The sequence below is a fragment of the Gaetbulibacter sp. S0825 genome, from assembly GCF_011777505.1.
Classification (GTDB): Bacteria; Bacteroidota; Bacteroidia; order Flavobacteriales; family Flavobacteriaceae; genus Pontimicrobium.
In genome coordinates this window covers 87183-99595 of sequence record NZ_JAATJT010000001.1, presented here as the reverse complement: position 1 = coordinate 99595, position 12413 = coordinate 87183, and the positions used below count along the sequence as shown (strand labels likewise).

Here is a 12413-nt window from a genome sequence, read left to right as displayed (position 1 = left end):
TGCCCCATTAGGTACTCAAGGTGGGAATCGAACCCACACTTCCGAAGAAACTGGATTTTGAATCCAGCGCGTCTACCAATTCCGCCACTTGAGCAAAACGGATTGCAAAAATAAAAAATAATTTAACTCCTTACTATTAAAATAGTAGCTTTTATCCTTTTGGAATTCAAATAAATCCCTAAATTTGCACCTCATTAAAAATAAGTAGACTTTTTTGACTCATTAACAAGAAGTTAGTTATGACAAAAATAAAAACACAAGCTAAAATATTTGCCTGTACCCAAAGTACTGAGTTAGCAGAAAAAATTGCTAAAGCTTACGGAGAGGATTTAGGTAACGTTATTACATCTACTTATAGCGATGGAGAGTTTCAACCTTCCTTTGAAGAATCAGTAAGAGGTGCTAGAATATTTATTATTGGTTCAACAAATCCTGGTCCTCAAAATTTAATGGAAATGTTGCTAATGTTAGATGCCGCTAAGCGTGCTTCAGCAAGACATATAACAGCTGTGATGCCATACTTTGGATGGGCGAGACAAGATAGAAAAGATAAGCCAAGAGTGCCAATAGCAGCTAAATTAGTAGCTAAAATGTTGGAAACAGCAGGAGCAACTAGGATTATCACAATGGATTTACATGCTGACCAAATTCAAGGATTTTTTGAAAGACCAGTTGATCACTTATTTGCATCAACAATCTTTTTGCCATATTTAAGAAGCTTGAACCTTGATAATTTAACTATAGCTTCACCAGATATGGGAGGTTCTAAAAGAGCTTATGCATATTCTAAAGCTTTAGAGAGTGAAGTGGTGATTTGTTATAAACAACGCGCCAAAGCCAATGTAATCTCACATATGGAGTTGATTGGTAATGTAGAAGGTAAAAACGTTGTGCTTGCAGATGATATGGTTGATACGGCAGGAACACTTACTAAAGCAGCCGACTTGATGATGGAAAGAGGAGCGCTAAGTGTTAGAGCTATATGTACGCACCCAATATTATCAGGAAATGCTTATGAACGTATAGAAAATTCTAAATTAGAAGAATTAATCGTAACCGATTCTATTCCGTTATCACAAGAAAGTAAAAAAATAAGAGTACTAAGTTGTGCCGATTTATTTGCTGATGTAATGCATAAAGTGCATCATAACAAATCAATCAGTTCAAAATTTATAATGTAAACAATTAATTAATAAAAATTTCAAAATGAAATCAATTACAATCAATGGATCGAAAAGAGAAAGCGTAGGCAAAAAAGCAACAAAAGCCTTACGTAATGCTGGAGAGGTTCCTTGCGTATTATACGGAGGAGACAAGCCAGTACATTTCTCAGCACCTGAATTGGCATTCTCTAAACTAGTATACACGCCTAATGCGCATACAGTTGTGATTGCCTTAGATAATGGAGACACTATGGATGCAGTGCTTCAAGACATACAATTTCACCCAGTTACAGACAGAATTTTACATGTGGATTTCTATCAATTATTTCAAGATAAAGAAATAGCGATGGATATTCCTATTCGTTTAGTAGGTAACTCAAGAGGTGTTAAAAATGGTGGTGTATTAAGAAGAAATAACAGAAAACTTCGTGTTAAAGCACTTCCAACTAACTTGCCAGATTTTATAGAAATAGATATTACGCCTATGAAAATTGGTAGTAAATTCTACGTTCGTGATTTGGATCAAGAGAAATACAGATTCTTACATACAGACAATACCGTAGTTTGTCAAATTAAGACAGCTAGAACTGCAATTGTTGATGATGAAGATGAAGAAGAATTGGAAGAAGGTGCTGAAGGAGCAGCTGAAGGAGCAGCTGAAGGAGCTGAAACTCCAGCAGCAGAAGCTACTCAAGAATAAGAATCATTCTTTTTTAATAAAATCAAAAGCATTCTGTTAATTCAGGATGCTTTTTTATTTTTACACTATATACTTAAGCTATATGTGCAATTTTTTTAATTGGATTTTTGGACAAAAGAAGCAATCTTTTAAAGAAGATGAAACAATAATGAAAAAATATTTAATAGTTGGTCTAGGAAATATTGGTGAAAAATACCAGAACACACGACACAATATTGGGTTTAAAATCCTTGATTTTTTTGCGTCTAAAGAGACTTTGGTTTTTGAAACAGTAAAACTAGCGGATAGGGCAAATTATAAGCTAAAAGGGAGATCTTTTATCTTTTTAAAACCCAATACTTACATGAATTTAAGTGGTAAAGCGGTTAAATATTGGCTAGAAAAAGAAAAAATCCCTTTAGAGAATTTATTAATTATTACAGACGATTTAAACCTTCCTTTTGGGACATTAAGATTAAAAACAAAAGGAAGCGATGGAGGGCATAATGGACTTAAAGATATACAAGAAAAATTGAATACAACCAAGTACAACAGGTTTAGGTTTGGTATTAGTGATGACTTCGGCAAAGGTCGTCAAGTAGATTATGTTTTAGGCGAGTGGACAGCTGAAGAAAATGAAAAACTTGAAGAGAGATTGAACAAAAGTGTCGAGGTAATCAAGTCTTTTGGGTTATCTGGAATGAATAACACGATGAACGGTTTTAACGGTAAATAAAAAAAATAGTAACTTTACAACTGCTTTAAATAGTTTAACCTAAAGATTATGGATTTCAAGAACACTACACTTAATATTTTGTTTTTGAGTGTTTTATTGTCATGCATGGCAACATTTGCTCAACAAATAGAACCAGAGCGTTGTGCTACAGACGAGTATAATAAATTGTTGTTAAAAGATAACCCAAATATGATGGGTAGTCAAGCATTTGAAAAAAAGCTTAGCAAACAAATTCAATTAAATAAATTAAAAAGGAGCAGTATTAATGGAGCTGTAAATAGAAGGGTTGTATATACAATTCCAGTAGTTGTACATGTAATTCATAATGGAGAGGCTATTGGTGTTGGTACAAATATTTCGGACGCTCAAGTTTTATCCCAAATACAAGTTTTGAATGAAGATTTTAGAAAACTGTCTGGGACAAGAGGTTTTAATACGCATCCAGATGGAGCAGATGTTGAGGTGGAATTTTGTTTAGCACAACAAACACCAGATGGCTGTGTTACCAATGGGATTAATAGAATAAATATGTCAGCAACAAGCACTTCTTGGTCTGGACCTGGAGGCAATACAGATATTGTATTAAAGCCAGCAACGATTTGGGATCCTTCAAAGTATATGAATATTTGGACTGTTAAGTTTTCTAACAGTGGTAACTTAGGTTATGCACAATTTCCTGATACTATGGAAAGTCTAAATAACGGTGCTGCAAATACCGATGGAGTTGTGATTGGATATCAATATTTCGGTACAGAAGATGATCCAAATGTTACTCTTCCACTTCTACCTGGTTTTGAAGTTTTTAATTTAGGAAGAACTGCAACGCACGAAGTTGGACATTACTTAGGTTTATGGCATACTTTTAAGGACGGATGCACAGGTAATGGTGATTATTGTGATGACACTCCAGCAGTAGCAAGTTCTACATCTAATAGCAATATATGCAATACTGGAAATGATTCTTGTCCTACACCACCAGGGTTTCCTGATATGGTTGAGAATTATATGGATTATAGTCAAGATTCTTGCATGAATGTATTTACAAATGATCAAAAAGCAAGAATGGTTGCTGCTATTACTATTGCTTCAAGAAGACCCACAACTCTAAGCTCTAATGTATGTACACCATTAGCTTCAGTAAATGATGATAGTAGTGTGCAAATAGAAGGTATTGCAATCGAAAATTGTGGCTTTAACGTAACACCTTCTGTAAGAATTACTAACTGGGGTACTAATACACTAACATCTGCAGTTATTACTTATGATGAAGATGGTGGAATTTCTTCCAATTATAACTGGTCAGGATCTTTAAATTATGGAGAATTTGAAGTGTTTAATTTACCTACAATAGTTTCAACTCCAGGGAATCATAGTTTTAATGCCTCAGTGTCTAGTCCTAACGGAAACTCAGATTCGCGAAGCTGTAATGATGACACCAATGCTTCATTTAATTTAAACCCGTCATACGCATCAACAGCACAAGTACATTTAACTTTGACTCCAGATAGTTTTGGTAGTGAGATAACATGGGAATTCAGAGACTCTGGAAATAACCTACTTAATAATGGAGGACCTTATACTGATGGGAATACTGATGTAATAAATGAAACATTTAACGTTGTAGCTAATGAGTGTTACACATTTACTATTTTTGATGTGCCTGGTGATGGAATTTGTTGTGATTTTGGAATAGGATCTTATGAATTGAAAACAGATGATAACACAATAATTACCTCTGGTGGAAATTATGGAGTTTCCGAAACAACTAAAGTTTCTACTATGGTAACCCTTAGGGGTAATGAGTATTTTGTTGATAACAGAATTAGTATTTATCCAAACCCAACAAATAGAATTTTAAACATAAAATTAGCTAATAGGAATGATTTACCTGATGGTTATAAAATATATAATATGTTGGGTCAATTAGTAAAAGAAAAGCAAATAAATAATAGCTCACAGTTAAAAGTGGATGCCTCTAGTTTAAGTAATGGCATGTATTTTATTAAGGTAATAAAAGAAAAGGCTTCATTATCCTTACCGTTTATTAAAAAATAAAGTGTTTTTACTAACATAATATCTAATTTTGTAAAAAAAGAAGTTAGTTGAAAATTAAGACCACTTTAGATGCTTACCCAAAAAAGGACTCCGTAGTGACCATTGGTACTTTTGATGGGGTTCATATTGGTCATCAAAAAATCATTAAACAGCTAGTTGAAATTGCAAAGGGCGAAAATTCTAATGCCGTTGTGCTTACGTTTTTTCCTCACCCTAGAATGGTATTACAAAAGGATACAAGCATTAAATTGATCAATACCATTGATGAGAAATCACAATTATTGGAGAATTTAGGTATAGATCACCTGGTGATACAAAAATTCACAAAAGATTTTTCCAGATTAGGAGCCATAGAGTTTGTAAGGGATGTTTTAGTGAACAAACTTCATGTAAAGCACATTATAATTGGCTATGACCACAGATTTGGACGAAATAGAACTGCTAATGTGGATAATTTAAGGGAATACGGTGAGGTTTATAACTTTAAAATCACCGAGATATCTGCTCAAGAAATTGACGAAGTAGCCGTGAGTTCCACAAAAATCAGGAAAGCATTAAATGATGGTGATATGGAAGTAGCAAATGCTTTTTTAGGTTATAATTTTATGCTTACAGGAACCGTCGTTAAAGGTAGGAATCTTGGTGAGCAAATTGGTTTTCCTACCGCAAACATTAATATTGAAGAGTCTTACAAGCTTATTCCTAAAAACGGGTCATATATAGTGAAATCCATTATAGACAACAAAACTATTTATGGAATGATGAATATTGGAACCAATCCTACTGTAAATGGCGAAAAGCAATCAATAGAAGTGCATTTTTTTAATTTCCAAAAAGACATCTATAACAAAATAATTCAAGTTGAGCTTATAAAAAGACTTAGAAATGAACAAAAATTTAATTCAATTGATGCTCTAAAAGCACAGTTGTATAAAGACAAAGAAACCAGCTTAAATTATCTCGAGCAAACTAATGCTTAATAAATTATTATTTAAACCAATAGATAATAGCGCACTAATTGTGTTTAGAATATTATTTGGTTTACTTATTTCAATAGAGGCTTTTGGTGCCATACTCTCAGGTTGGGTTCACCAAGCTTTTATAGAGCCCAAGTTTACGTTTTCATTTATAAGTTTTGAGTGGCTGCAACCACTTCCAGGTTTCGGGATGTATGTGTATTATGCTATCATGGGAATTTGCGGTTTGATGGTCATGGTTGGTTATAAGCATAAGTGGAGTATCATTACATTTGCCATTTTATGGACAGGAACCTATTTTATGCAAAAGTCGTCTTATAACAATCATTATTACTTACTTATCCTTTTAAGTTCGTTTATGGCGATAGTACCTGCTAATGCCAATGTTTCTCTTGATTCTAAAAACAACCCAAGCATTAAAAGTAGTTTAATGCCACAATGGGGTGCATTGATTTTTATTGTACAAATGTTTATTGTGTACACTTATGCATCCATAGCAAAATTATATCCAGATTGGTTAAATACAACCGCTGTTGAAATTTTGCTTAAATCAAAGCAAGATTACCTTATTATTGGAGATTTATTACAACAAAAATGGGTGCATTATGTAATCGCTTATTTTGGAATAATTTTCGATTTACTAATTGTACCACTATTACTTTGGAAACGAAGCCGTAAGTATGCTTTTTTAGCAGCCATAGTATTTCATCTATTTAATTCTATTGTGTTTCAAATAGGCATATTTCCATATATGGCTTTAGCTGTATGTGTATTCTTTTTTGAACCTGATGTTATAAGAAAAATAGTTTTTAAGAATCTAAAACCTATTGAAAATCAGAAAGTGATAGTCACTAAAAGGCCAAATCTTTTAAAAATAGTACTTATCATTTATTTTATGGTTCAACTAGTGTTACCACTTCGTCATTGGGTAATTAAAGATGATGTCCTTTGGACCGAAGAAGGACATAGACTATCGTGGAGAATGATGTTAAGAGCGAAACAAGGTATAATTTCGTTTAGGGTAATTGATAAACACAACAATCAAACAATTCCAATTCAATTAGACACCTATTTAACTTATAAACAACAAAGAAGTTTTTCAACCAAACCAGATATGATTTGGCAATTCGCTCAATTCATAAAAAAGACATATAAAGAAGAGGTAAATAGAGATGTTATGGTGTTTGTAGATTGTCAGGTTAAAGTTAACGGTAAGTCTTTTAAAACATTTATCGACCCAGAAGTAGATTTGGCTTCAGTCAAGTGGAATGCTTATAAACATTCTTCATGGATTTTACCTTCAAAACACGACTGATTTTCTTAGTAATTCCGTAAATTTGTCGCTTAAATTTTTACGCAATGTTACAAGTCCCTTTTATTAGAGAAAACCAAGATTTGGTAATAGCACGTTTAGCAAAACGAAATATTGATGCAGCAGAAATGATTGCAGAAGCTATTGAACTTGATGAAGAACGCAGACAGACCCAAACAGAATTAGATAACACCTTGGCTGAATCTAATGCGCTTTCTAAAGAAATTGGAATGTTATACAAATCTGGTAAGGCAGACCAAGCTAATGCCATTAAAGACAGAACTGCCCAACTAAAAGATGATAGTAAAGCGTTAACTGAAAAATTAAATAGTACATCTGAGAAACTGGAAGAATTACTTTTCAAGATTCCAAATGTTCCACATGAATCTGTTCCAGCTGGAAACACAGACGAAGATAACGAAGAAGTATTTAGAGAAGGCGATATCCCTGTTTTGCATGAAAATGCTTTGCCACATTGGGAATTAGCTAAAAAATACGACATTATTGATTTTGAATTAGGAAATAAAATTACAGGAGCAGGTTTTCCAGTATATAAAGGAAAAGGAGCAAAATTACAACGCGCACTTATTTGGTATTTTTTAGATAAAAATACAGCTGCAGGTTACCAAGAAGTACAAGTGCCACATTTGGTAAATGAAGCTTCAGGTTTAGGTACAGGACAATTGCCAGACAAAGAAGGGCAAATGTACCATGTAACTGAAGATAATTTGTACTTAATTCCAACAGCCGAAGTGCCTGCAACCAACATTTTTAGAGACGAACTCTTAAAAGAAGATGAGTTGCCAAAAGCCTTGACAGGATATACACCGTGTTTTCGTCGTGAGGCTGGAAGTTACGGTGCACATGTTCGTGGATTAAATAGATTACATCAATTTGATAAAGTAGAAATTTTGCGTGTAGAACACCCAACACGTTCATACCAAGCACTTGATGAAATGGTAGCACATGTAAAGTCTATTCTACAAGAATTAAAATTACCATATCGTATTTTGAGATTATGTGGTGGTGATTTAGGATTTACATCTGCACTTACTTACGATTTTGAAGTGTTTTCTACAGCACAAGATAGATGGTTGGAAATATCATCTGTGTCAAATTTTGAAACATTTCAAGCTAATCGTTTAAAATTACGTTTTAAAAACAGCAATGGTAAAAGTGAATTAGCACATACCCTAAACGGAAGCTCTTTAGCTTTACCTAGAGTATTAGCTGGAATTTTAGAGAACTGTCAAACAGAAAAAGGTATTAAAATTCCAGATGTTTTAGTGCCATATACAGGCTTTGACTATATCGATTAATTAATTTTTCGATTGGAATTTAAATGTTAAATTTTAACATTTAAATCGTTAAAATGCAAAAAAAACACGTTGTTTGACGATTTTTTTATCATTTCCCTTTGATTTTTCAAAAAAATTGCGGAAGTTAGTGGCACCAAATCTAATTAACCTACAGTTATGAAAAATTTTAAACGAATATTTCTATTAGTTACCCTTGTGGTACTGGTAGTTCAAGTGATTTTTAATTAAAATAGGGCTCAAATCGAAACAATTCCCTTAAGAAATATAAAAAGACCACAACAGGATAATTGAATCATTTTGTGAAATATGATTAATAGCACATTTATTTTGGATGGTTATGCCTGAACTTCGGTTCAGGCATTTTTTTATTAAAATATTCACACTATCGAAACTCACATTTACTATATTTACAAAGCTATGAAGTTTGTAATCTACATTTGTTGTTTCTTTCTATCTGTCACTGCTTTTTCGCAGAATGATGAAGCTTTGGCTAAAAACTATTTTGATAGAGGTGAATTTGAAAAAGCATTAATTTCTTACCAAAATCTTTATCAAGAAAAGAAGAATAACTTAAATTATTTTTTTAGGATAATTGAAATACATCAACAATTAGAAAAATATGATTTAGCTGAATTATTGCTAAAAGAAAAAATTAGTGGACAAAGAGATGGGCAATTTCTTGTAGAATTAGGGTATAATTTTCAATTAAAAGGAAATCAAGAAGAAGCCGAAAAGTATTACAACCAAGCTATTTCTCAAATAGAGATCGAACCACTTTTTGCGTATTTTGTTGCACGTCGTTTTGAGATACATTCCCTTATAGATGAAGCAGCGATTGTTTACGAAAAAGCAATGGAACTGCGTCCTGAATCAAATTTTCATAGACAATTAGCACGTATTTATGGTGAACAAGGAAAAGTTGATAAAATGTTCAACAGCTATGTTAATTTCATAGAGGTAAGTCCAACGTTTGTACATCAGGCTAAACGCTTATTTAGTGAGTACATTACTGAAAATGGAGACGATGTAAATAATGAACATTTAAGAAAAGCATTATTACGCAAAGCACAGCAAAACCCAGATATTATTTGGAATCAATTATTAAGTTGGTTGTTTATTCAGCAAAGAGACTACAGTAAGGCATTTACGCAAGAACGCGCTATTTTTAAAAGAGCACCAGAATCTTTAAGAGGAATTTTAGATTTAGCAAGAATAGCCATCGAACAAGATGAGGTAGAAACAGCAAATACTATTTTAAATTATGTTATCGAGAATGTGATGGAGCCAACCATTGTGCTTGATGCTCATAAAGACCTATTAGAAATAGAAGTAAAACATGCTTTAAAGGATGATTATCCATCAATAGACGAAAAATACAAAAGTTTATTGAACTTTTATGGAAGAAACGTTCAAACAAACAATTTGCAGTTGTCTTATGCAAAATTCATGGCTTTTTATAATGATAAACCTAAAGAGGCCATAGATTTTCTAAAAGAAACACTTAAAACCAGAACATCCAGAGTCCAGGAAGCCAGGGTAAAGTTATTGTTAGGTGATATATTGATACTTCAAGAAAAATTTAATGAGGCACTTATTTATTATTCGCAAATTCAAGCGAGTTTAAAAAACAGTATTATTTCTCAAGAAGCAAGGTTTCGAGTGGCAAAAGCAAGTTATTATAAAGGCGACTTTAAATGGGCAGAATCACAACTAAAAATACTTAAGTCTTCTACGTCACAGTTAATTGCTAATGACGCTTTAGATTTAAAGTTATTGATATCAGATAACAAATACGACGACTCTACACAAACAGCTTTAAAACTCTATGCTAAGGCAGATTTATTAGCATTTCAAAACAAGACAAACGAAGCCATTACAAAGCTGGATGTGATTATCGCAAACCATAAAACAGAGTCCATTATGGACCAAGCCTTGTATAAGCAAGCTAGATTGTTTGAAGAAATAAAAGACTATACAAGAGCCGAAGTGAATTATTTAGCTATTATTGAAAACTATCGTGAAGATATTTTAGCAGACGATGCGTATTACAGATTAGCCGAACTATACAGCAACCAATTAGCGCAACCAGAAAAAGCTAAAGAATTTTACGAAAAAGTCATTTTCGATTATGCGGATAGTATCTTTTTTGTGGAAGCACGTAAGAAGTATAGAGCGCTTCGTGGCGATGCTATAAATTAGCCTTTAATTATTATGAATGGTAGTCTAGGTCATTTTAAAGCAACCCTTTTAAGAAGAAAGCAAAGAAAGGAGAAACAAGAAGGAAAATTTAATAAACAAAACCTTGATTTTATTTCTAATAAAGTAGGTGATTTGGAGTTTCCTAAGCCATCTAGTTATGAGTTAAAAAAAATTAACGAAACCTTTAAAAATAAAATCAGAAAGCACAAAATAAAGGAAACCGTTGTTTTTGTTATTGTCATGATAGTATCATTTACTGTTTTGTTTCTAATAATCTGGTAATTATGATTATTGTAAAAACTAGTCGTTTAATCATTTCTAAAGTCACACATAAAGACGCTCCATTTTTCCTAGAGTTAATGAATTCACCAAACTGGATTAAATACATAGGAGATAGAAATGTTAAAACAGTTAAAGAAGCCGAGTCATATCTTAAAAAGGGTATTTTAAAAAGTTATGCTGCCTTAGGTTATGGTTTTTATAAAGTTGCTTTAAAATCAAATCCAAGTGTAGCTATTGGTATTTGCGGTTTAATAAAGCGAGAGGAGCTTGAAATTCCGGATTTAGGTTTTGCAATGTTACCACAATATGTAGGTAAAGGTTATGGTTACGAATCTTCGGTTGCGGTTTTAGAAGAAGCAAAAAATAAGTATGATATAACTAAAGTTGGAGCAATTACTTTAGAATTAAATGTAAATTCGATTAAACTTTTAGAAAAACTAGGCTTTTCCTTCGAAAAAAAGATAAAACCCTTTGATGATGACAAAGAACTTCTGTTCTTTGTAAAACAATTACTTTAATTCTCATTCCTGTATAGGCATGAATCCACTTTAATATTATTATGATAATTTACAATGTAACCGTTAATGTAGATGAAAGCATTCATCAAGAATGGCTTAATTGGATTAAACTACATATTCCGAAGGTATTGGCAACTGGAAAATTTATAGATGCAAAGCTTACTAAAGTTTTAATTGACGAAGAGATGGGAGGCACAACTTATTCAGTACAATATAAAGCTATATCCAGAGAAGCTTTAGAAAGCTATTATGTGCATGATGCTGAGCGTTTAAGAAACGAAGGTTTAAAACGATTTGCAGATAAAATGTTGGCCTTTAGAACTGAGTTGGAAGTGATTGATGAGTATTCGGTAACCTTTAATTAAAATATATTTTTGACAGTAAAAGCTAAAAAACACCTAGGACAACATTTTTTGCGAGACGAAAATATCGCAGAAAAAATTGCTAATACATTATCGTTAGAAGGATATGATAAGGTTTTAGAAATTGGTCCAGGAATGGGTGTGCTTACTAAATATTTGCTTCAAAAGGATATTACGACGTATGTTATAGAAATAGACTCAGAATCTGTTGAATATCTTCAAGCTAATTTCTTAAATTTAGCACCAAGGATAATAGAAAAAAACTTTTTGAAGTATAATTTAAATGAAGTTTTTAGCGAATCACAATTTGCTATTATTGGTAATTTCCCTTATAACATTTCCACTCAAATAGTTTTTAAAACATTAGAAATGCGTGATCAAATTCCTGAATTTTCTGGAATGTTTCAAAAGGAAGTAGCGCAACGTATTTGTGAAAAGGAAGGTAGTAAAGCTTATGGAATACTTTCAGTATTAACACAAGCTTTTTATCATGCTGAGTACTTATTTACAGTACCACCATCTGTGTTTAATCCACCACCAAAAGTGGACTCTGGAGTGCTTCGTTTAACTAGAAAAGAAAATTTTGACTTGCCTTGCGACGAAAAATTATTTTTTAGAGTAGTAAAAACGGCTTTTCAACAACGTCGAAAAACATTACGAAATAGTTTAAAAACCTTCAATCTTTCCGATAATTTAAAAGCAAATGTTATATTTGGCAAACGTCCAGAACAATTAAGTGTTGATTCATTTATTGAGCTTACACAATTAATTGAAAACGATATTTAATAACGAATCAGTTGTCACACTGAGT

12 protein-coding genes and 1 tRNA gene are annotated in these 12413 nt (G+C 32.5%); 12 read left to right on the top strand and 1 reads right to left on the bottom strand.

The features are described from left to right. Positions 1-12 precede the first annotated feature (12 nt). Positions 13-94 (bottom strand) — tRNA-Leu (locus HB672_RS00480). Positions 95-239: 145 nt separating this feature from the next. Between HB672_RS00480 and HB672_RS00475 the strand changes: the two genes are divergently transcribed. From HB672_RS00475 to rsmA, 12 genes are all read left to right on the top strand, one after another. Further along, positions 240-1181 carry a ribose-phosphate pyrophosphokinase gene (locus HB672_RS00475; RefSeq protein ID WP_167605928.1) on the top strand — a complete coding sequence of 314 codons (942 nt, stop codon included), beginning with the start codon at positions 240-242 and terminating at the stop codon, positions 1179-1181. Between the two features lie 25 nt (positions 1182-1206). Next, the gene (locus HB672_RS00470; protein WP_167605925.1) at positions 1207-1863 is read left to right on the top strand and encodes a 50S ribosomal protein L25/general stress protein Ctc; all 657 of its coding nucleotides are present in this window, start codon (positions 1207-1209) and stop codon (positions 1861-1863) included. Positions 1864-1945: 82 nt separating this feature from the next. Continuing rightward, positions 1946-2578, top strand: a complete 633-nt coding sequence (gene pth / locus HB672_RS00465) for an aminoacyl-tRNA hydrolase (protein ID WP_167605922.1) — start codon at positions 1946-1948, stop codon at positions 2576-2578. Positions 2579-2626: 48 nt separating this feature from the next. After that, positions 2627-4633 carry a M43 family zinc metalloprotease gene (locus tag HB672_RS00460; RefSeq protein ID WP_167605919.1) on the top strand — a complete coding sequence of 669 codons (2007 nt, stop codon included), beginning with the start codon at positions 2627-2629 and terminating at the stop codon, positions 4631-4633. Positions 4634-4680: 47 nt separating this feature from the next. After that, positions 4681-5613 (top strand): bifunctional riboflavin kinase/FAD synthetase, encoded by a 933-nt coding sequence (locus HB672_RS00455; protein ID WP_167605916.1) that lies wholly within the window; start codon positions 4681-4683, stop codon positions 5611-5613. Beyond that, positions 5606-6925, top strand: coding sequence for an HTTM domain-containing protein (locus HB672_RS00450; protein ID WP_167605914.1), 1320 nt, complete (start codon positions 5606-5608; stop codon positions 6923-6925). Before HB672_RS00455 ends, HB672_RS00450 begins: the two co-directional genes overlap by 8 nt. 44 nt (positions 6926-6969) lie before the next feature. Beyond that, positions 6970-8241, top strand: a complete 1272-nt coding sequence (gene serS / locus HB672_RS00445; RefSeq protein ID WP_167605910.1) for a serine--tRNA ligase — start codon at positions 6970-6972, stop codon at positions 8239-8241. 417 nt (positions 8242-8658) lie between these two features. Beyond that, positions 8659-10440, top strand: a complete 1782-nt coding sequence (locus HB672_RS00440) for a tetratricopeptide repeat protein (RefSeq protein WP_167605906.1) — start codon at positions 8659-8661, stop codon at positions 10438-10440. Positions 10441-10452: 12 nt separating this feature from the next. Continuing rightward, the gene (locus tag HB672_RS00435) at positions 10453-10722 is read left to right on the top strand and encodes a hypothetical protein (protein ID WP_167605903.1); all 270 of its coding nucleotides are present in this window, start codon (positions 10453-10455) and stop codon (positions 10720-10722) included. A 2-nt stretch (positions 10723-10724) separates the two neighbouring features. Beyond that, positions 10725-11240 (top strand): GNAT family N-acetyltransferase, encoded by a 516-nt coding sequence (locus tag HB672_RS00430; RefSeq protein ID WP_167605900.1) that lies wholly within the window; start codon positions 10725-10727, stop codon positions 11238-11240. 41 nt (positions 11241-11281) lie between these two features. After that, positions 11282-11605 (top strand): DUF4286 family protein, encoded by a 324-nt coding sequence (locus tag HB672_RS00425; protein WP_167605897.1) that lies wholly within the window; start codon positions 11282-11284, stop codon positions 11603-11605. Positions 11606-11614: 9 nt separating this feature from the next. Further along, positions 11615-12388 (top strand): 16S rRNA (adenine(1518)-N(6)/adenine(1519)-N(6))-dimethyltransferase RsmA, encoded by a 774-nt coding sequence (rsmA, locus tag HB672_RS00420; RefSeq protein ID WP_167605894.1) that lies wholly within the window; start codon positions 11615-11617, stop codon positions 12386-12388. Positions 12389-12413 lie beyond the last annotated feature (25 nt).

Excerpts from the sequence above, each read along its gene's own strand:
- HB672_RS00475 (WP_167605928.1), top strand. The coding sequence starts at position 240 with ATGACAAAAATAAAAACACAAGCTAAAATATTTGCCTGTACCCAAAGT.
- HB672_RS00435 (WP_167605903.1), top strand. The coding sequence starts at position 10,453 with ATGAATGGTAGTCTAGGTCATTTTAAAGCAACCCTTTTAAGAAGAAAG.
- pth (WP_167605922.1), top strand. The coding sequence starts at position 1,946 with ATGTGCAATTTTTTTAATTGGATTTTTGGACAAAAGAAGCAATCTTTT.
- HB672_RS00425 (WP_167605897.1), top strand. The coding sequence starts at position 11,282 with ATGATAATTTACAATGTAACCGTTAATGTAGATGAAAGCATTCATCAA.
- HB672_RS00450 (WP_167605914.1), top strand. The coding sequence starts at position 5,606 with ATGCTTAATAAATTATTATTTAAACCAATAGATAATAGCGCACTAATT.
- serS (WP_167605910.1), top strand. The coding sequence starts at position 6,970 with ATGTTACAAGTCCCTTTTATTAGAGAAAACCAAGATTTGGTAATAGCA.
- HB672_RS00470 (WP_167605925.1), top strand. The coding sequence starts at position 1,207 with ATGAAATCAATTACAATCAATGGATCGAAAAGAGAAAGCGTAGGCAAA.
- HB672_RS00440 (WP_167605906.1), top strand. The coding sequence starts at position 8,659 with ATGAAGTTTGTAATCTACATTTGTTGTTTCTTTCTATCTGTCACTGCT.
- HB672_RS00460 (WP_167605919.1), top strand. The coding sequence starts at position 2,627 with ATGGATTTCAAGAACACTACACTTAATATTTTGTTTTTGAGTGTTTTA.
- HB672_RS00430 (WP_167605900.1), top strand. The coding sequence starts at position 10,725 with ATGATTATTGTAAAAACTAGTCGTTTAATCATTTCTAAAGTCACACAT.